Origin of the sequence: Egicoccus sp. AB-alg2 (assembly GCF_041821065.1) — a bacterium.
Taxonomy (GTDB): Bacteria; Actinomycetota; Nitriliruptoria; order Nitriliruptorales; family Nitriliruptoraceae; genus Egicoccus.
Genome location: NZ_JBGUAX010000002.1, coordinates 205,376 through 223,806, shown reverse-complemented (window position 1 = coordinate 223,806; position 18,431 = coordinate 205,376). Strand labels below are relative to the sequence as shown.

The 18,431-nt window shown below is 72.7% G+C and carries 16 protein-coding genes and 1 pseudogene; 6 read left to right on the top strand and 11 right to left on the bottom strand.

Features of this window, described 5'->3' with window-relative positions; genetic code table 11:
• Positions 1-24: 24 nt before the first annotated feature.
• Together ppdK and ACERM0_RS03705 are read right to left on the bottom strand one after the other, a co-directional pair.
• Entirely contained in the window at positions 25-2,706 is a 2,682-nt protein-coding gene (gene ppdK / locus ACERM0_RS03710) for a pyruvate, phosphate dikinase (protein WP_373677164.1), read from the bottom strand.
• Complete coding sequence (locus ACERM0_RS03705) at positions 2,703-2,996, bottom strand: hypothetical protein (RefSeq protein WP_373677163.1); 294 nt, start codon at positions 2,994-2,996, stop codon at positions 2,703-2,705. The genes ppdK and ACERM0_RS03705 overlap by 4 nt, the downstream gene beginning before the upstream one ends.
• Positions 2,997-3,240: 244 nt before the next feature.
• On the opposite strand from ACERM0_RS03705, the gene ACERM0_RS03700 reads away from it, so the two are divergent.
• Genes ACERM0_RS03700 through ACERM0_RS03685 form a run of 4 tightly spaced genes read left to right on the top strand, consistent with a single transcriptional unit; the run spans position 3,241 to position 6,693 of the window.
• Positions 3,241-4,164 (top strand): ABC transporter ATP-binding protein, encoded by a 924-nt coding sequence (locus tag ACERM0_RS03700; RefSeq protein ID WP_373677162.1) that lies wholly within the window; start codon positions 3,241-3,243, stop codon positions 4,162-4,164.
• Complete coding sequence (locus tag ACERM0_RS03695; protein ID WP_373677161.1) at positions 4,161-4,952, top strand: ABC transporter permease; 792 nt, start codon at positions 4,161-4,163, stop codon at positions 4,950-4,952. Before ACERM0_RS03700 ends, ACERM0_RS03695 begins: the two co-directional genes overlap by 4 nt.
• Complete coding sequence (locus ACERM0_RS03690; protein ID WP_373677160.1) at positions 4,949-6,046, top strand: sensor histidine kinase; 1,098 nt, start codon at positions 4,949-4,951, stop codon at positions 6,044-6,046. The genes ACERM0_RS03695 and ACERM0_RS03690 overlap by 4 nt, the downstream gene beginning before the upstream one ends.
• Positions 6,043-6,693: a response regulator transcription factor gene (locus ACERM0_RS03685; protein ID WP_373677159.1), complete on the top strand. Its 651-nt coding sequence runs from the start codon at positions 6,043-6,045 to the stop codon at positions 6,691-6,693. The genes ACERM0_RS03690 and ACERM0_RS03685 overlap by 4 nt, the downstream gene beginning before the upstream one ends.
• A 16-nt stretch (positions 6,694-6,709) precedes the next feature.
• On the opposite strand, the gene lipA is transcribed toward ACERM0_RS03685, so the two are convergent.
• The 5 genes and pseudogenes from lipA to ACERM0_RS03660 all read right to left on the bottom strand — a co-directional run.
• On the bottom strand, positions 6,710-7,747 hold the full coding sequence (lipA, locus tag ACERM0_RS03680; RefSeq protein WP_373677158.1) for a lipoyl synthase: 1,038 nt from the start codon (positions 7,745-7,747) through the stop codon (positions 6,710-6,712).
• Positions 7,744-8,424: a lipoyl(octanoyl) transferase LipB gene (lipB, locus tag ACERM0_RS03675; RefSeq protein ID WP_373677483.1), complete on the bottom strand. Its 681-nt coding sequence runs from the start codon at positions 8,422-8,424 to the stop codon at positions 7,744-7,746. The genes lipA and lipB overlap by 4 nt, the downstream gene beginning before the upstream one ends.
• A gap of 80 nt (positions 8,425-8,504) precedes the next feature.
• Positions 8,505-10,028, bottom strand: a complete 1,524-nt coding sequence (sucB, locus tag ACERM0_RS03670; RefSeq protein WP_373677482.1) for a 2-oxoglutarate dehydrogenase, E2 component, dihydrolipoamide succinyltransferase — start codon at positions 10,026-10,028, stop codon at positions 8,505-8,507.
• A gap of 5 nt (positions 10,029-10,033) precedes the next feature.
• Positions 10,034-11,458, bottom strand: a complete 1,425-nt coding sequence (lpdA, locus tag ACERM0_RS03665; protein WP_373677481.1) for a dihydrolipoyl dehydrogenase — start codon at positions 11,456-11,458, stop codon at positions 10,034-10,036.
• Positions 11,459-11,689: 231 nt separating this feature from the next.
• Positions 11,690-12,262, bottom strand: a pseudogene (locus ACERM0_RS03660) (biotin/lipoyl-containing protein); the annotation flags it as partial.
• On the opposite strand from ACERM0_RS03660, the gene gcvT reads away from it, so the two are divergent.
• Positions 12,180-13,283, top strand: coding sequence for a glycine cleavage system aminomethyltransferase GcvT (gcvT, locus tag ACERM0_RS03655; RefSeq protein ID WP_373677157.1), 1,104 nt, complete (start codon positions 12,180-12,182; stop codon positions 13,281-13,283). The pseudogene ACERM0_RS03660 and the gene gcvT sit on opposite strands and share 83 nt — an antisense overlap.
• A gap of 6 nt (positions 13,284-13,289) precedes the next feature.
• On the opposite strand, the gene ACERM0_RS03650 is transcribed toward gcvT, so the two are convergent.
• Positions 13,290-14,438 (bottom strand): phosphatidylserine/phosphatidylglycerophosphate/cardiolipin synthase family protein, encoded by a 1,149-nt coding sequence (locus ACERM0_RS03650; RefSeq protein ID WP_373677156.1) that lies wholly within the window; start codon positions 14,436-14,438, stop codon positions 13,290-13,292.
• Between the two features lie 114 nt (positions 14,439-14,552).
• Between ACERM0_RS03650 and ACERM0_RS03645 the strand changes: the two genes are divergently transcribed.
• Positions 14,553-14,813 (top strand): hypothetical protein, encoded by a 261-nt coding sequence (locus ACERM0_RS03645; RefSeq protein WP_373677155.1) that lies wholly within the window; start codon positions 14,553-14,555, stop codon positions 14,811-14,813.
• Between the two features lies 1 nt (position 14,814).
• Here ACERM0_RS03645 and ACERM0_RS03640 read toward each other — a convergent pair whose 3' ends face one another.
• The 3 genes from ACERM0_RS03640 to ACERM0_RS03630 all read right to left on the bottom strand — a co-directional run bounded on the left by ACERM0_RS03640 (position 14,815) and on the right by ACERM0_RS03630 (position 18,361).
• Entirely contained in the window at positions 14,815-15,681 is an 867-nt protein-coding gene (locus ACERM0_RS03640) for a YhjD/YihY/BrkB family envelope integrity protein (RefSeq protein WP_373677154.1), read from the bottom strand.
• A gap of 131 nt (positions 15,682-15,812) precedes the next feature.
• On the bottom strand, positions 15,813-17,759 hold the full coding sequence (gene ctaD / locus ACERM0_RS03635) for a cytochrome c oxidase subunit I (RefSeq protein ID WP_373677153.1): 1,947 nt from the start codon (positions 17,757-17,759) through the stop codon (positions 15,813-15,815).
• Complete coding sequence (locus ACERM0_RS03630) at positions 17,756-18,361, bottom strand: hypothetical protein (RefSeq protein ID WP_373677152.1); 606 nt, start codon at positions 18,359-18,361, stop codon at positions 17,756-17,758. The genes ctaD and ACERM0_RS03630 overlap by 4 nt, the downstream gene beginning before the upstream one ends.
• Positions 18,362-18,431: the final 70 nt, after the last annotated feature.

Here is an 18,431-nt window from a genome sequence, read left to right as displayed (position 1 = left end):
GCCGCTCCGGGCGGTCTGACAGCATCACCGGTCGCGGTCGGCGTCGGCCTCCGTGAACGCGGCGTGGGCGGCCGCCAGCCGGGCGACGAGCACCCGGCCCGGCGAGCACGACACCTCGTCGAGGCCGTACCGGTGGAAGTGCGCGATGGAGTCCGGGTCACCGCCGTGCTCGCCGCAGACCCCCAGCTCCACGGACGGAGCGGCCTGCTTGGTCTGCTCGGCCGCCAGCCGCACCAGCTCGCCGACCCCCGAGGCGTCCAGCGTGCGGAACGGGTCGGCGGCCAGCAGGCCGTGCTCCAGGTAGTAGGGCATGAGGCGCGCCTCGACGTCGTCACGCGACAACCCCAGCGTCATCTGGGTGAGGTCGTTCGTGCCGAAGGAGAAGAAGTCGACCAGCGGGGCGAGCTCGCCGGCCAGCAGCGCGGCGCGCGGGGTCTCCAGCATGGCGCCGACCTCGAAGGGGATCTCCTCGCCCATCTCCGCGGTGACGGCCGCGGCCGCCTCCCGGACCAGCGCGATGGCGGCCGACAGCTCGCCGGTACCGATCACCAGCGGGATCATGATGCGTACCCGAGGGTCGCCGCCCGCGCGCCGGCGCGCTGCGGCCGCGCGCAGCAGTGCCCGGACCTGGGTCGCGTACAGCCCCGGTAGCAGCAGCCCGAGCCGGACCCCGCGGATGCCGAGCATCGGGTCGACCTCGCGCCAGTCGAGGGCGGCCTCCAGCAGCCGACGTTCCGTGCCGCGCAGCTCGCCCCTGGCGTCGGCGACGAGCAGTTCCTCGACGTTCGGGAGGAACTCGTGCAGCGGCGGGTCGAGCAGGCGCACGGTCACGGGCAGGCCGTCCATCGCCGCCAGCAGCTCGACGAAGTCGCGCTCCTGCACCTCCTCCAGAGCCGCGAGCGCTGGCCGGCGGGCCGCCTCGTCGTCGGCGAGGATCACCGCCTGCACGAGGTGCAGCCGGTCGCCGAGGAACTGGTGCTCGGTACGGCACAGCCCGACGCCCGCGGCCCCCGCCGCGCGCGCCGTGGCCGCGTCGGCCGCGGTGTCGGCATTGGCGAACACGGCCATGCGACGCAGCTCGTCCGCCCAGCCGAGCAGCCGGTCGAGCTCCGGCGGGGCCGCCGGTGGCAGCACCGGGACCCGGCCGAGCACGACTTCGCCGGTGGTGCCGTCGATGGAGAGCAGGTCGCCCGGCTCGATGTGCACGCCGTTGATGGTCGCGTACCGGCCGTGCCAGTCGATGACGAGGTCTTCGGCGCCGCACACGGCCGGCTTGCCCATGCCGCGGGCCACCACCGCGGCGTGGCTGACGAGGCCGCCGCGGCTGGTGAGGATGCCCTTGGCGCCGACCATGCCGTGGAAGTCGGCCGGGGAGGTGTTGGTCCGCACGAGCAGGACGTCCTCACCGGCGTTGGCCAGCGCCTCGGCCCGGTCGGCGTCGAACACGACGCGGCCGGACGCGGCGCCCGGCGACGCCGGGAGCCCCTTGGTGAGCACCTGCACGTCGGCCGCCGGGTCGAAGCGCGGGTGCAGCAGCCGCTCGAGCTCGTCCGGACGGAAGCGGCGCACGGCCGTCGCCCGGTCGATCAGGCCCTCGTCGGCCATCTCGACGGCCATGCGCAGCGAGGCGAGCGCCGTGCGCTTGCCGACGCGGGTCTGCAGCATGAACAGCCGGCCGTGCTGGATGGTGAACTCGACGTCGCACATGTCGAGGTAGTGCTGTTCGAGGCGTTCCATGACCTCGTGCAGCTGCGCGGCGCAGTCCGGGAAGTGGGTCGCGAGCTGGTGCAGCGGTTCGGTGTTGCGCACGCCCGCGACGACGTCCTCGCCCTGGGCGTTGAGCAGGAAGTCGCCGACGGCCTGCCGCTCGCCGGTGGCGGGGTCGCGGGTGAACGCGACACCCGTGCCGGAGTCGATGCCGGCGTTGCCGAACACCATGACCTGCACGTTGACGGCCGTGCCGAGATCGTCCGAGATCCCCTCGACGCGGCGGTAGTCCCGCGCCCGCCGGCCGTTCCAGGAGCGGAACACGGCCGCGATGGCCTGCTCCAACTGGATCCACGGGTCGGCGGGGAACGACGCGCCGGTCTGGTCGGCGATGGTGACCTCCAGCACGCCGACCAGGTCCTGCAGGCCGATCAGGTCCAGTGCGCTGGCGTCCTTGGCCCCGTACAGGTCCAGCACGCCGCGCATCGCGCGGTGCAGGACGTCCTCGTCGACGTCCAGCACGATGTGGGCGTACAGCTCCAGCAGCCGGCGGTAGGCGTCGGCGGCGAACCAGGGGTCGCCGGTCCTGGCGGCCAGGCCCTTCAGCGAGTCGCGGCTCAACCCCAGGTTGAGCACGGTGTCCATCATGCCCGGCATGGAGAAGGCGGCGCCGGAGCGCACGGAGAACAGCAGCGGCGCCCCGACGGCGCCGAACGCGAGCTCCATCTCCTCCTCGAGCTCGGCGACCACGACGCGCAGCTCGTCGAGGAGCCCGTCCGGGAACCCGCCGGTCTTCAGATACGCCAGGCACGCCTCGGTCGTGATCGTGAACCCGGGCGGGACCGGCAGGCCCATGCGGGTCATCTCGGCGAGGTTGGCACCCTTGCCACCGAGCAGGAAGCGCTGGTCCGCGCTGCCCTCGGTGAAGCGGCGGATCCAGCGCAGCGGCGGGCCCGCTGACCGGGGCGCCGAGCGACGTGGGGCAGCGGTCGTGGTCATACGTCGATCCTCCTGCGTGGGTCGGTCGGTGCGGTGCGCCGGCCCGGCTCCGCGCCGTCGGTGCGCCCGCGGCGGCGGTCGGCGTCGGTGCGCGGTCGGCGTTCCTCGAACAGCACGATGGCGGTGCATGCGCTGGCGAACACGACGAACAGCAGCGCCAGCACGACCGCGCGGGCGGGGTGGAGGTGTGCGGCGTCGAGCAACGCGAAGGCGCCCACGCCCAGCACGAGCGTCGTGACGGCGATGCCGAAGGCGACGGTGGTGCGGTGCGACTCCCACAGTGATCGCATGGCGGGCCTCCTCTCGCGCCGCCGGTGCCGGGTCGCCGGTGCCGGCCGGTGTCGCGGCCCGGCCCGCGGCGCACTCACAAGGTCCGTCCGCGCGCGTCGTCGACACAGGGGCGGAAGGCCCGAGCACATCGGCCGGCCGACCCGTGTGACAGTTGTCACGGCCGGTACCTGACGACGGCGACTGCCGCCGTCGCGCGCCAGCGGCGATGGTCCTCAGCGACGAGGAACGAATGGAGTCACCGACGTGGAACCCGTCCTGGACATCACCGCCGCGCGGCACCGCTACGGCACCACGCTCGCGGTCGACGGCGTCGACCTGCGGGTCCAACCCGGCGAGTGCGTGGCGCTGCTCGGCCCAAACGGCGCCGGCAAGACGACGCTGATCGGCCTGGCGACCGGCCTGCTGGCCGTGCAGGCCGGTGGCGTCCGCGTAGCGGGCGGCGACCCGCGGCGGGCCGCCACCCGCCGTCGACTCGGGGTGGTGCAGCAGTCGATCGGCTTCCCCCGGACCCTTACGGTCGGCGAGTTGGTGCGTGGTGCCGCCGTACGCGCTGCCGTGCCGGCGTCCGCGGCCGACGCGGTCCTCGAGGAGGTTGAGCTGACCGGGTTGCACGGACGGCGCGCCGGCAAGCTGTCGGGCGGCCAGCAGCAACGTCTGCAGCTCGCGATGGGCCTGGTCGCCGACCCTGACCTGCTGCTGCTCGACGAGCCGACCGTCGGTCTGGACGTGTGTGCGCGTCGCGCCTTCTGGCGCACCCTGCAGTCACGGCGTGACCGCGGCACCGGGATCCTCGTCACCACCCACCTCGTCGAGGAGGCCGCCGCGGTCGCGGACCGCGTCGTCGTCCTCGGCGGCGGCCGGGTCGTCGGCGAGGGGGCGCCTGCCGAACTGGCCGCCCTGTTGCCCGACCGCACCGTCACCGCGCGGACCAGCCTCGACGCGGAACGACTGCGCAGCCTGCGCGGGGTGACCGACGTCCGACACACCGGTGACCTCGTGCGGCTGACCGGCACCGACATGGAGGACCTGGTCCGGGACCTCCTCGCGGCCGATCCCGGGCTGCGCGACCTGCGCGTCGAGGGCGCCAGCCTCGAGCAGGCCCTGCTCCACCTCACCGGCACGACCGACAACCCACGCGAACTGGACCTCGAGGAGACGCCCGCATGACCGCCACCCACGTCACCGCCCGCCCGCGGACGGGCAGCGAGCTCCGTCAGCTCGCCCGGCTGCTGCGCGTCGAGGTCCGCGACGAACTGCTGAGCATCCTGCGCGAGCCGACCGGCCTGTTCTTCTCCATCGCGATGCCGGTCGGGTTCTTCGCCCTCTTCGCCGGCCTCTACGGCGGCGAGGAGGCCGGCGGCGTCACGGTCGGTACGCGCATGCTGGCCACGTTCGGCACCTTCGGGGTGCTGGGCGTCACGCTGCTCAACCCCGGCATCGGGGTCGCTGACGACCGTGAGCGGGGATGGCTGCGGCACAAGCGGGTCACGGCGACGCCCCTGCCGGTGACCCTGCTGGCCAAGGTGCTGGCCACCATGCCGTACTCCCTGGGGGTGCTGCTGGCGATGACCGGCGTGGCGGCGGCACTCGGCTCGCTCGACATGGCGGCAGGGACGTGGCTGCGGCTGTCGGCGGTCCTGGTCGCCGCGGCCTGGCCGTTCGCGTTGGTGGCGCTGGCGGTCGGCTTCCTCGCGACGCCCAACGCCACGACCGCGATCCTGAACGCGATCTACATCCCGGCGGCGGTCGCCTCGGGGCTGTGGATCCCGCTGGAGCAGCTGCCGGCGTTCGTGGGCGAGTACCTGGCGCCGGTCCTGCCGACCTACCACCTGTCGCAGCTCGCGCTGGCGCAGATCGATGTCGGGTCCGCGTCGGGCCACGTCTGGCCGCTGGTCGCCTTCACGGTGCTGGGCGCGGTGGCGGCGGGGGTGGCGTATCGTTCGGCGAAGCCATGAGCAGCCCCCCACCGCAGCCGCGCCAACGGCGTAGCGCCTCCAACTACTGGTACCTCGTGTACCTGTTGTCGCTGGCGTGGCAGCCCGCGTTCGATCCTGGGACACGCTGGTGGCACTGGGCGCTCGCCGGCACGGCGGCGGTCGCGTTCGCCGTGGTGTTCGTGCGCGCGGCGTGCCGACCGGGCCGCCTGCAACGGTGGCTGCCCACGATCGCCACTGGATTCGCCGTCACGCTGCTCACCATCAACGTGGGCGCCTCGGTGTTCCTGGTGTACGCCGCCGCCGCGGCCGGCAGCACGCGGCCACGGCGTCAGGCGCTGCGGTGGCTGACGGGGCTCAGCCTGCTGAGCATCGTGCTCGCGCTGATCAGTCCGGCCGACGTGATCTTCCGCCTGGTGACGTTCCTGCCGGTGGTCGTGCTCGTGTGGATCGTCGGGATGGCCTGCATCGAGGACCGCGAGCGCGACGTCGAGGCGGCCCGCCTCCGGGTGGAGAACGCCCGCATCGAGCACCTGGCCACCGCGACCGAACGCGAACGCATCGCCCGTGACCTGCACGACCTGACCGGCCACTCGTTGACCAGCATCGTGGTGCGCGCCCAGTTGGTGCAGCGGCTCGCCGCGACGGACCCGGAGCGCGCCGCCGTCGAGGCGTCGGAGATCGAGCGGGTCGGCCGGGCCGCCCTGGGAGAGATCCGCGACACCCTCGCCGGGTGGAGACAGATCGTCCTGGACGAGGAGGCGGAGGTCGCACGGCAGGCGCTCGAGCGGGTCGGTGTCGACCTGGTCGTCGACCTGGACCCAGACGTCCGGCTCGCACCGTCGGTCGAGCAGGCTCTGGGCCTCGCCCTGCGCGAAGGCGTCACCAACGTCGTGCGGCACGCAGGGGCCCACCGGTGCGCGATCCGGCTCACGGAACAGGACGGCGAGGTGCGCCTCGAAGTGCTCGACGACGGCACCGGCGCGCCGGGCGAGGACGGCAACGGGTTGCGGGGCATGCGCGAGCGGATGACCGCGATCGGCGGCCGCGTGCAGCGTGAGGCGGGCGCCGGGACGCGCCTGGTCGTCACCGTCCCGCAGGACGTCGCCGGATGACGGCCGGGACGCCGACGGCCGCCGTCCGGCCGGAGCCGGCCGCGCGGCTGCGGGTCGTTCTCGCCGAGGACCAGGCGATGGTCCTGGGCGCGTTCGCGTCGCTGCTGGACCTCGAACCCGACGTCGAGGTGGTGGCGACGGTCGCGGACGGCGAGGCCGCGCTGACCGCCGTGCGTGAGCACGCGCCGGACGTGCTGCTGACCGACATCGAGATGCCGCGACGCACTGGCCTGGACGTCGCCGCCGAACTGCGCCGGATCGGGAGCCCGACCCGGGTGCTGATCGTCACCACGTTCGCGCGATCGGGCTACCTGCGGCGGGCCATGGAGGCAGGGGTGATGGGCTACGTGCTCAAGGACGCGCCCATCGCCGACCTGGTCGGTGCACTGCGCAAGGTGGCGGCGGGGGAGCGGGTGATCGATCCGCAACTGGCCGTGGCGGTGTGGGACGCCCAGGACCCGCTGACCGACCGGGAACGTGACGTGCTGCGCCTGGCCGGCGACGGGCGGCCCAACAGCGAGATCGCCGCGGCGCTGCACCTCGCCGACGGCACCGTGCGCAACTACCTGTCCCGCGCCATCGCCAAGCTGCACGCCCGCAACCGGGTCGAGGCCGCCAACCTGGCGCGCGAACGCGGCTGGCTCTGAGCTGCGTCCGCCCGCGTCAGACGACGGGGAGGGGCGCGCCGGGCTGGCCGGGGGAGGGCGCCCAGGCGTTGGCGTCCATCGCCTGCTGACCGGCGTGGTAGCTCGAGCGCACCATCGGGCCCGACTCGACGTGGTCGAAGCCGAGCTCCTGCTCGCCGTACTCCCGGAAGCCGGCGAACTGCGCCGGCGTGACGTAACGGTCGAGGTGCAGGTGCTGGGCGGAGGGCTGCAGGTACTGCCCGATGGTGAGCGTGTTGACGCCGACGGCCCGCAGGTCGCGCATGCACTCGCGGATCTCGTCGTCGGTCTCGCCCATGCCGGCGATGATGTTCGACTTGACCGCGGTGGTGGCGGGGAAGCGCTCGCGCGCCAGCCCGAGGAACGCCAGGCCGCGGTCGTAGTCGAACGCGGGCCGGATCACCGGGAAGAGCCGGCGGGTCGTCTCCAGGTTGAACGCGAAGACGTCCGGCTCCGCGTCGACGACCTGCTCGAGGGCGGCGGCGCCCTTCATCGGGTCGTGGCCGTAGCCGAAGTCGCTGGGCAGCACCTCGACCCCCACGTCGGGGGTGCGGGCACGGATCTGGCGGATGGTCTCCGCCACCAGCCACGCGCCGCCGTCGTCGAGGTCGTCGCGGGCCACCATGGTGACGACCGCGAACCGCAGGCCGAGGTGCTGGACCGCCTCGGCGACGCGGCGGGGCTCGTCGACGTCGTAGCCCTTGGGCTTGCCGGTCTTGATCTGGCAGAACCCGCAGCGGCGGGTGCAGTCCTCACCACCGATCAGGAACGTCGCCTCGCGCATCTCCCAGCACTCGTAGATGTTGGGGCAGCGCGCCTGGGCGCAGACGGTGTTGAGCTCCAGGCCCTCCATGAGCTTGGTGACGTCCTTGAAGTTGTCACCGAAGCTGGCCTTGACCTTCAGCCACTCGGGCTTGCGCCCGCCGGGCAGGGAGGTGTCGATCGTCTTGCGCACCACGCCGGCCCGCTGGATCTGCTCGCGTCCGAGGACGGCGAGCGTCTTCGCGCCGGGTGGGATGACGGGACGGTCGGTCACGAGGCGACCTTCGACGAGAGGGGAGAAAGGGCGTCCAGGGACGCCGGTTCGAGGGTAGCGCCGAGCACCTCGGCCATCGCCGCCTCGACCCGGTCTGCCATGTCGGCGACGGTCACGTCGACACCGAGGCTGGCCAGCGAGCACACGCCGCGGTCGCTGATGCCGCACGGCACGATGCCGGTGAAGTCCGCCAGGTCGGGGTGCACGTTCAGCGCGAAGCCGTGGGTGGTCACCCGGCCCGAGGAGACCCGGACCCCGATGGCGGCCACCTTCTGATCGCCGACCCAGACGCCGGTGTAGCCCGTCGAGCGTTCGCCGGTCACGCCCACGTCGGCGAGCGCCCGGATGAGGATCTCCTCCAGGGCCCGGACGTAGTCGACCACCCGCATGCCGGACAGTCGCAGGATCGGGTAGCCGACCAGCTGGCCGGGCCCGTGATAGGTCACGTCGCCGCCGCGGTCGACGGGCACGACCTCGATGCCGCGCTGCCGCAGCGTGGCGTCGTCGAACAGCACGTTGGAGCGGTCCGCCCGCCGCCCCAGCGTGTAGACCGGCGGGTGCTCGAGCAGGAACACCAGGTCGCGCGCCAGCGAACCGTCCGCCCGCGCGCTCGCGAGCCGGCGTTGCCAGTCCCAGGCCGTCGGGTAGGGGACCGTCCCGGGCCGCACGACCGACAGCGGCGCCCCGCCGTCGGCCCGCAGGTCGTGCGGGTCGAGGGCGGGGCGCCGGGAGACGTGAACGTCGTCCACGAGGGCTCCTAGAGCCCGAGCTCCGACGCGAAGTCGTGGGTCTCGAGCGTGTACTTGAGGTCCTGTAGGAACCGGGCCGTGTCCGCGCCGTCCACCATCCGGTGGTCGTAGGACAGGCACAGGTAGGACATCCAGCGGATCGCGATGGAGTCGCCGTAGTGGTCGGAGATCACCACCGCACGCTTCTCGATCGCGCAGGTGGCCAGGATGGCGACCTGCGGCGGCGTGAAGATCGGCGTGTCCCACAGGGTGCCGCGCGAGCCGGTGTTGGTGATCGTGAACGTCGCGCCCTGGATGTCGTCGGGCTGCAGTTTCTTCGAGCGGGCCCGGCTGGCGATGTCACCGATGCGGCGGGCCAGCCCCGGGACGGTGAGGTCCTGGGCGTCCTTGATGTTGGGGACCAGCAGCCCGGCCTCGGTGTCCACGGCCATGCCGAGGTTGATGTAGTTGCGGAACGTGGCCGTCCCGGCGTCGGTGTCGATGGAGCTGTTGAGCGCCGGGTGGCGCGGCAGCACCATGCAGACCGCCCGCGAGATGATCGGCAGCGGGGAGAGGCTGACGCCTTCCTTGGCCTTGAACGCGTCCTTGTAGGCGGCGCGCAGGTTCATGATGTTGGTGACGTCGACCTCGACCGCGGCCGTCAGCTGCGCGGTGGTCTGCATCGCCGTCATCATGGCCTTCGCGGTCGCCTTGCGGACCCGCGACAGGTCCTGGGTGACCTCGCGCTGGCCGCCGAAGTCGACCGTCAGCGGCGAGGCCTCGGGACGCTTGCGGCCGGGTGCGGCGGCCGGCAGCGGTGGTGGCGGCACCGGTGCGGCAGCGGGTTGCGGCGCCGCCGCCGGCGGCGCGGCCTGGCCGTCGGCCGGCGCGGCCTGGCCGGCGGCGGGCTGCCCCTCACCGCCGCTGGCGATGGCGCGCTCGGCATCTTCGCGGGTGATGCGACCGCCCGGTCCGGATCCCCGCACCTGCTTCGTCGAGAGCCCGGCCTCGCGCAGCAGCTTGCGCACCAGCGGCGAGGTCAGCGCCTTCTCACCGCGGACCTCGCCGTTGCCCCCCTGCGCGGACGGGGCCGGCTGCGCGGCCTGCGCCGGGGCCGGCTGCGCCGACTCGTCTGCTGCGGTGTCCTCGTCGGACGTCTCCGAGGCGTCCGCCTCCTCGGCCGGCGAAGGAGCCTCGGCCTCCGCGGTGTCCTCGCCGGCGTCGTCCGCGCCGGCGTCGTCACCACCGGTCGACGCGCCCTCGCCGATCACGGCGATGACCTGCCCGACCTCGATGGTGTCGTCGACCTCGGCCCGCAGTTCCTGGACGGTGCCGGCCACAGGCGTGGGGATCTCCGTGTCGACCTTGTCGGTCGAGATCTCCACGATCGCCTGGTCGACGTCGACCTCGTCGCCGACCTCGACCAGCCAGGCGGTGATGACGCCCTCGGTGACGGACTCGCCCAGCTGGGGCAGCTCCACCTCGGCCACGGGTGCTCTCCTGTGCGGTATGGGGTCCGCCGTCGTCGCAGTGGGCGGCGGACGTTGGTCGATCGGTGTCAGCCGTGGAGCGCGCGACCGGCCAGCGCGAGGTGCGCCTCGCCGATCGCCTCGCTGAACGACGGGTGTGCGTGGATGAGGTGCGCCACGTCGGTGGGCAGCGCCTCCCAGTTGTAGATCAGTTGGCCCTCGCCGATCAGGTCGGTCGCACGCGGACCGACGATGTGCACGCCGAGGACCCGGCCGGCGCCGCCCTCGGCGTCGTCGTCCTTTTCCGCGATCAGCTTCACCATGCCGGTCGCCTTGGCCATGGCGGCCCGGCCGAGGGCCTGGAACGGGTACTTCTCCGTCACGACCTCGAAGCCCGCGTCCTCGGCCTGCTGCTGGGTGTAGCCGACCGATGCGACCTCGGGGTGCGAGTACGTCACCCGCGGCACGCCCTTGTAGTCGACCGGCAGCACCTCGAGCCCCGCGAGCTGGTCGGCGACGAGGAAGCCCTCGGCGAACGACGCGTGGGCGAGCCCGAGCGTCGGGATGACGTCACCCACGGCCCAGATGCCGTCCACGCTGGTGCGGCAGTACTCGTCGACGGCCACGAACCCGCGGTCGTCCAGCTTGACGCCGACGTCCTCGAGCCCGGCGTTCTCCGTGACCGTGCGCCGGCCGACGGCGACCAGCAGCAGGTCGGCCTTGAGTTCCTCGACGCCCTTCTTGGTCTCCACCTTGCACTTGACCGTGCGCGAGGTGGTCTCCACGTCCGAGAGCTTGGCGCCGGTCAGCGCGGTGATCCCGCGCTTGCGGAACGCCCGCTCGATCTCCTTGGAGGAGTCGGCGTCCTCGAGCGGGAGCAGGCGGTTCTCCAGTTCCACGATCGTGACGTCGACGCCGAAGGCGTTCCAGGCGGTGGCGAACTCCATGCCGACGGCGCCCGAGCCCAGCACGATGGCCTTCTTCGGCAGCTTCGTCAGGTGCAGCGCGTGGTCCGAGGAGATGATCCGCTTGCCGTCGAACGGGGCGAACGGCAGCTCACGCGGCGCCGAGCCGGTCGCGACCACGATCGCCGGGGCCTTGATGGTGCGGGTGTCGCCCTCGTCGAGCGCCACCTCGACCGTGTCCTGGGCGGTGAGCTTGCCGGTGCCGTGCAGCGTCTCGACCTGGCGGCCCTTCAGCGCGCCCTGCAGGCCACGCCACATCTTGTCGACCACGGCGTCCTTGTGCTCGTTGAGGGCCTTGACCTCGATGCCCTGGTAGTCGAGCGTCACGCCGAAGTCGGCCGCCTCCTGGGCGAACTCCGCGACCTCGGCGGTCTGCAGGACGGCCTTGGTGGGGATGCAGCCCCAGTGCAGGCAGGTACCGCCGACCTTGTCCTTCTCCACCAGCGCGACCGACAGCCCGAGCTGCGCGGCGCGCAGGGCCGTCGAGTAGCCGCCGGTGCCGCCACCGAGCACGATCACGTCGAAGTCGTGGTCGTCGCCACGCTGGATCCGCTGCCCGGACGGCTGCTCGCCGCCGGTGGGGCCCGACGGCGAGCCCTCGGCGCCGCCGACGTACTCCGCACCCCCGGACGCGGGCGCGCCCTGGGCGGCGGCGTCCTGCCCGCTGCCGGAGGGTTCCGGGGTCGGCGCGACCCGTTCGTCGTCCGACGCCTGCTCACCGCTGTCCTGGTCGCCCGCGTCGTCACCACCGGCGGCGGCGCCCTCGCCGATCACGGCGATGACCTGGCCGACCTCGATGGTGTCGTCCACCTCGGCGCGCAGTTCCTGGACGGTGCCGGCGACGGGGGAGGGGATCTCCGTGTCGACCTTGTCGGTGGAGATCTCCACGATCGGCTGGTCGACCTGGATCTCGTCACCGACCTCGACGAGCCAGGCGGTGATGACACCTTCGGTCACGGACTCGCCCAGCTGGGGCAGTTCGACCTCAGTGGCCACGTGACGGGTCTCCTCGTGTTCGCGGCGACGGGGGTGTGCCGCAGGGACGGGCGGCGGGAGAAGCGGCGGGCTCCCCCCGGGTGGGAGCTTCGAACACCTCGCGAGCACGTGTCGCGTGGCGACCGGTGGCGCCCGTGGGACGTCGTCGTGGGACGTCGTCGCGGGCACGCGCGTGGGCCCGAACCTAGCGGACACCGGCAGGGACCTGCAGACGACCGACCGACCGTCCGCCGGACTACGGTGGCCGGCCCGAGTTGCGCCGCCAGGAGTCCGGATGAGCGACCCCCGCCCGACCCCGCTGACCGCCCGCCACCGCGCCGCCGGCGCGAAGCTGGCGCCGTTCGCCGGCTGGGACATGCCGCTGCAGTTCGCGGGCACCGTCGCCGAGCACGAGGCCGTGCGCCGCGAGGTCGGGGTCTTCGACGTGTCGCACCTCGGCACCGTCTGGGTCGAGGGTCCGGACGCACAGCCCACCGTCGCGGCGAGCTTCACCAACGATCCCCGCCGGCTCGGCGACGGCGCATCGCAGTACACGCTGTGCTGCGACCAGCGCGGCGGCATCGTCGACGACCTGATCGTCTACCGCTTGGCGGCCGACCGGTGGCTCGCGATCCCGAACGCCGCCAACACCGCCGCCGTCGTGCAGCGCCTGCGCGAACGCGGCGCGGACCGGGACGTGCGGATCACGGACGAGAGCGCCGACTGGGCGATCTTGGCCGTGCAGGGACCCGACTCACTGGACGCCGTCCGCGTGGCATTCGAGTCCCTCGGCAACGACCTCGACCCGGCCGACGTGCCCCACCTCGGCATCCTGGAGGTGCCCATGGGCGATGCACCGGTGCTGGTCTGCCGGACCGGCTACACCGGTGAGGTCGGCGCCGAGCTGCTGGTGCCGGCGGCCCGTGCGGAAGGGCTCTGGGACGCTCTGCTGACCGCCGGGGCGACCCCCTGCGGCCTGGGCGCGCGCGACACGCTGCGCCTGGAGATGGGCTACCCGCTGCACGGCAACGACCTGTCCGTCGACGTGCTGCCGGGCGAGGCCCGGCTGGGCTGGGCCGTGAAGCTCGACCGCGACGACTTCGTCGGCCGGGACGCGCTGGTCGCGGCGAAGGCGGCCGGCCCCGCCCGGCGGCTGTGGGGGCTCCGCGGCAGCGGGCGGCGACCGCCGCGCGCCGGGATGACGGTGCTGGACGGCGACCGCGCGGTGGGTCGGGTGACCTCGGGGTCGTTCTCGCCGACTGCGGGCATCGGGATCGGCCTGGCGCTGCTGGACGCCGAGGTGGAGCCCGGTGCGGAGGTCGTGGTCGACGTGCGCGGCACCGCCGTGCCGTTCGAGGTGGTTCGCCCGCCGTTCGTGGACCGCGACCCGAAGGCGTGACGCCGCTCAGGTCCAGTGCTGGATGAGGCCGACCAGCTTCTGCGGCGCCCACCGCGCCGGGGAGCGGTCGTTCCAGTTCTCCGGGTCCACCGGCTCGCAGCGCTCGAGGTCCTGGTCGGTGTGGGCGTCCAGCTGCGCGGTGATCTGCTCGTCGAACATGACCACGTCCACCTCCTCGTCGTGGGACAGCGAACGGGTGTTGAGGTTCGACGAGCCGACGACCGAGAGCAGGCCGTCCACGGTCAGGACCTTGGCGTGCAGCATGGTGGGCTGGAACTCGTGCAGCTCGACGCCGCCCTCCAGCAGGTCGTCGTAGACGTGCTCGGCGGCCAGGCGGGCGATCTCCTTGTCCGTCTGCGGCCCGGGGTGGAGGATCTGGACCTGCACGCCCCGCCCGGCCGCACGCGTCAGTGCCTCGATCATGGCCGGGTCGGGCGCCAGGTACGCCGTCGTGATCCGGACCCGCCGCTCCGCGAGGTCCAGGAGCGCGCGCCGCAGCAGCGCACCGTCGGACCAGCCGTGCTCGGACTCACCCCGGACCACCATGGCGGTGGTGGTGCCGTCCTGCGGCTGGTCGGGGAAGCGGTCGTGGTCGTCGAAGAGCAGGTGATCGGCGTCCAGCCAGTCGTCGACGAACGCGGCGCGCAGGCCGTCGACCACGGGACCGCGCAGGCGGATCTGCGTCTCGCGCCAGCCGGTGCCGTCGTCGGAGGACCCGTCCCATTCGTCGGCGATGCCGATGCCGCCGGTGAAGGCCACCTGCTCGTCGCAGATCAGCACCTTGCGGTGCGTGCGGTGACCGGGGTCCGACCCGGGCAGCAACGGCCGGAACCAGTGCAGCAGGACGCCGGCCTCCTCCATGGCCTCGACGAGGTCGTTCTGCACGTGCCTCGCGCCGAGGGAGTCGAGGATGACCCGGCAGCGCACGCCGGCCTTGGCCCGGTCGCACAGGGAGCGGGCGAAGCGTTCCGCGATCTCGCCCTGCCAGTACACGAACGTGAGCAGGTCGACGGTCCGCTCCGCGGCGTCGATCGCCTCGAGCATGGAGGGGAAGATCTCCACGCCGTCGCGCAGGACCTCGACGACGTTGCCCTCGGTGGCGGGCACGCCCAGCAGGCCCTCCAGCGCTCGCCGGTACCGGCTGATCGACTCCACCCGCGTTCCTTGTCGCCCGGCGGCCCGACGGCGGCGGCGACCGGCGCACGCTACTGCGCAAACGCTCGTCCGTCGCGCGATCACCCGACCGGATCGACCGTCGTACCCTGTCCGGTGTCGAAGGGGACGCACGTGTACGAGCAGGTCCAGCGGCAGGAACACCGGCCGGTCGTGGCGCTCGGCTCGCAGCCGGCCGCCGAGTTGCTGGTGACGACGCTGCGGGTGCACGGCATCGAGGCGATGACCGCCCCGGCGTCGGTCTACCCCTCCATCGACTGGGTCGAGGGGCACGTCGTCGCGGTGGCGGAGGCCGACCTGGAGCGGGCCCGCGAACTCCTGCGCGATCTGGGTCACGAGCCTCTGCCGACCGGGTGACTCACGCCGTGGCCGACGGGTCGCGTCGGGTGTCCAGGGCCAGCACCGCGTGGTAGCCCGCGAGCAGCAGCATGTTCGCGACGAAGAGCCACACGCCGAGCAGCACGACGAGGGCGATCGTGCCGCCACCGAAGCGTTCCTCGGTCTCTGCGACGTTGAGGTAGATCACGAACGCCACCGAGAACACCGCCGTGCTCACGGCGGTCCACAGCGCGCCGGTGAGCGTGTCGCGCCAGCCGAGGTCGCCCGGCGCGAACGCGCGGTAGAGCGCCGTCGTGGCCACGCCGCCGAGCCCGGTTGCGGCGGCCAGCGCGAGCAGCCAGCCCAGCACCGTGGTCAGGACGCCGTCGCCGGACAGACCGGTCAGCACGAACGCCAGCGGCAGGCCGGCGAGCAGCAGGACGGGCAGCAGCAGCACGAGCCCGACCGCCCGCAGCCGTCCGCGCAGACCGGGTGCCGTCTCCTGCTCGCCGCTGGCCCGCAGCAGGGCGCGACGGAGGCCGGCGCCGTAGGCGGTCGCGGGCCACAGCGTGAGCACGAGCGTCACGAACGTGAACGAACCGCCGTGCTCGGCGAGCTGCTCGAGGAACTGGCGGCTGCCCTCGGGTCCGGAACTGCTGGCCTGCTCCAGGAACGTCGTCAACGCCTGCTCGCCGGCGACCGCCTCGACCAGGGCGAGCCCCAGCAGCAGCAGCGGCAGGGCCGACACGAGGCCGAAGAACGCCAGGCTGCTGGCCTGCTGGACCAGGTCGCGGTCGGCGATGCGGACGGCGAGGTCGCGCACCCGGCGGGGGAGCCGTGCCATGGTCGTCGTGGCCAGGTCCCGGACGCGGCGACGCGCCCCGTCCCACGCGTCCGCGCCGAGCATGGCCCCTCCTGCCGCCCGGCCCGGGAGCGGGCCGTCGCCCCGGTCGGCGGCCCGGTCGACGCCCTCCGGACGGTCGGGCGCCGCGTTCGTGACGCTAGGCGGTGGCGGCACCGGCCGGTTGCCGCCGCCCCTCACCGGGCGGTCACCCCCGCTCGCGGCGCGGCCACGTCCAGGCCGGGCTCGTCGTCGTCGTCGCCCTCGGCGACCGGCTCGATGACCCAGGCGTAGAAGCCCATCACCGCCCACACCACACCCAGTGCGATGAGCCACGGCGTCGGGCCGAGCAGCCCGAACCCGAGGGGCAGGAACCCGAGTGCGGCCACCAACGGCCAGTACGACGGGTCTGGCATGTGGATGTGCTCGCCGCGGTCGTCGTGGCCGTCGCCGTCCTCGGTGTGGCCGCTGGCGTCGACGCTGGCACCGGCGGGCACCGCGAGCGGCCGGCCCGCCTCGTCCTCGGCGTACTTGCGGTGCCAGAACTCGTCGCGGTGGTTGACCGTGGGGATGACGTCGAAGTTGTGGTGCTTCGGCGGGGCGGCGGACAGCCACTCCAGCGTGCGCGCGTCCCAGGGATCTGGGCCCGACGCGACACCGTGGCGCACGGACACCACGAGGTTGTAGAGGAAGATCAGCGAGGAGATGACCAGCACGCCGACGCCGACCGTGCTGAGGAAGTTGTAGAACTCCACGCTGCCGCCGAGCTCCGCGGGCAGGACGGCGGTCCGTCGTGGCTGGCCCAGCAGGCCGGACATGTGCATCGGGCCGAACGTGAGGTTGAAGCCCAGCAGCCAGGTCCAGAAGTGGGCCTTGCCGAGCCGTTCGGACATCAGCCGGCCGGTGACCTTCGGGAACCAGTAGTAGATCCCACCGACCAGCCCGAACAGTGCGCCACCGAAGAGCACGTAGTGGAAGTGGGCCACGACGTAGTAGGTGTCGGTCTGCTGCCAGTTGTGGGGCACGATCGAGTGCGTGACGCCGGACAGCCCGCCGATGGTGAACATCGACACGAACCCGATCCCGAACAGCATCGGCGTCGTGAAGCGCAGCTTGCCGCCCCACATCGTGAACACCCAGTTGAAGATCTTGATGCCGGTGGGGATGGCGATGAACATCGTCGACAGCGCGAACGCCGAACGGGCGACCGGTCCGACCGACGAGCTGAACATGTGGTGGGCCCACACCCCGAAGCCGATGAAACCGATGGCGGCGCCGGCGAAGGCCACGGCGGCGTAGCCGAACAGCGGCTTGCGGCTGAACACCGGCAGGATCTCGGACACCATGCCCATCGCGGGCAGGATCATGATGTAGACCTCGGGATGCCCGAACAGCCAGAACAGGTGCTGCCACAGGATCGGGTCGCCCCCCGTCGCCGGGTTGAAGAACTGCGCGCCGATGGCCAGCTCCAGGTACAGCATGAACAGCGCCACGGCGATGATCGGCAGCGCGAACAGCAGCAGGAAGTTCGTGACCAGCGACATCCAGATGAACATCGGCAGCCGCATGAAGGTCATGCCCGGCGCGCGCATGTTCAGGATGGTGGTGATGAAGTTGACCGCCGCGGCCAGCGAGCTGACGCCCAGCAGTTGCAGCCCGACCGCGTAGAACGACATGTTCGACACGTCGTCGATCGACAGCGGCGCGTACCCGAACCAGCCTCCGTTCGGGGCACCGCCGAGGAAGAAGCTGGCGTACAACACCACTCCGCCGACGACGTACATCCAGTAGCTGAACGCGTTGAGCCGGGGGAAGGCGACGTCGCGGGCACCGATCTGCAGCGGGATGAGGTAGTTGAAGAACGCCGCCGACAGTGGCATCACGACCAGGAAGACCATCGTCAGGCCGTGCATGGTGAACAGCTGGTTGTAGACCTCGGCGGTGACCAGCGTCTGCTCGGCCTGGGCCAGCTGCAGCCGGATGATGGTCGCCTCGAGCCCGCCCAGGAAGAAGAACACCAGGACGGTCACGAAGTACATGATGCCGATCTTCTTGTGATCGGTCGTCGTCAGCCAGCTGCTCCAGCCCGTCAGCCTCGTCGGGCGCGAGAAGACGGTCCGCGGTGCCGGTGCCTGGGTGGTCATCGTTCGCCTGCTCCTCCACCGCCGGTCACGGCCGGGACGTCCAGGGCGTGGACGTCGAGCGGCCCGGTCGGGTAGTCGTCGAGGTGGTCGATCGTGGTGACGCGCTGCGCGCCGCTGCGGGACAGCGCCGAGCGAGCGCGGGCGAGCCGTGTCGTCCCGCGGCACTGCACCCCGACGGCGACGCCGCCGGGGACCAGCGGCGCGAAGGTGCGCTCCCAGCCGGCCACCATGGTCGGGGTGGCCATCAGCGTGGTCGTGAGTCCGAGACTCGCGCCGAACACCGCGCCGCCGCCAGCGCCACAGCACAGCGTCCAGCCGGTGGGGTCGCCGTACACGGCGAGCAGCACGAGGCCGAACACGGCGCCGGGTGGGAGCCCCAGGACCACACCACGCACGGCGCGCCGGCCCACGGCCAGGGCGCTGCCGAGGTCGGTCTGGCGATCGCCGTAGCGGCCGGCCGCCACCACCTCGACGGCGCCGAGCAGGCGGATGTCCGCCCCGTCGACACCGGCGCGGGACAGCCGTTCGATGGCCCGGCGGGCGGCGGCGCCGTCGGGGAAGGACGCGACCAGCGAGGTCGTTCCCGCATCCGTGTCTGACACGACCCCACTCCGGGTGCCGCGTGGCCTGCCGGCCGGCCGTGGGACGCTCCGTGCGCCGGCCCGGTTCGGT

Bases quoted from the DNA above. Each gene is read 5' to 3' on its own strand.
- ppdK (WP_373677164.1), bottom strand. From the start codon at position 2,706: ATGACCACGACCGCTGCCCCACGTCGCTCGGCGCCCCGGTCAGCGGGC.
- ACERM0_RS03705 (WP_373677163.1), bottom strand. From the start codon at position 2,996: ATGCGATCACTGTGGGAGTCGCACCGCACCACCGTCGCCTTCGGCATC.
- ACERM0_RS03695 (WP_373677161.1), top strand. From the start codon at position 4,161: ATGACCGCCACCCACGTCACCGCCCGCCCGCGGACGGGCAGCGAGCTC.
- ACERM0_RS03690 (WP_373677160.1), top strand. From the start codon at position 4,949: ATGAGCAGCCCCCCACCGCAGCCGCGCCAACGGCGTAGCGCCTCCAAC.
- ACERM0_RS03685 (WP_373677159.1), top strand. From the start codon at position 6,043: ATGACGGCCGGGACGCCGACGGCCGCCGTCCGGCCGGAGCCGGCCGCG.
- gcvT (WP_373677157.1), top strand. From the start codon at position 12,180: ATGAGCGACCCCCGCCCGACCCCGCTGACCGCCCGCCACCGCGCCGCC.
- ACERM0_RS03640 (WP_373677154.1), bottom strand. From the start codon at position 15,681: ATGCTCGGCGCGGACGCGTGGGACGGGGCGCGTCGCCGCGTCCGGGAC.
- ctaD (WP_373677153.1), bottom strand. From the start codon at position 17,759: ATGACCACCCAGGCACCGGCACCGCGGACCGTCTTCTCGCGCCCGACG.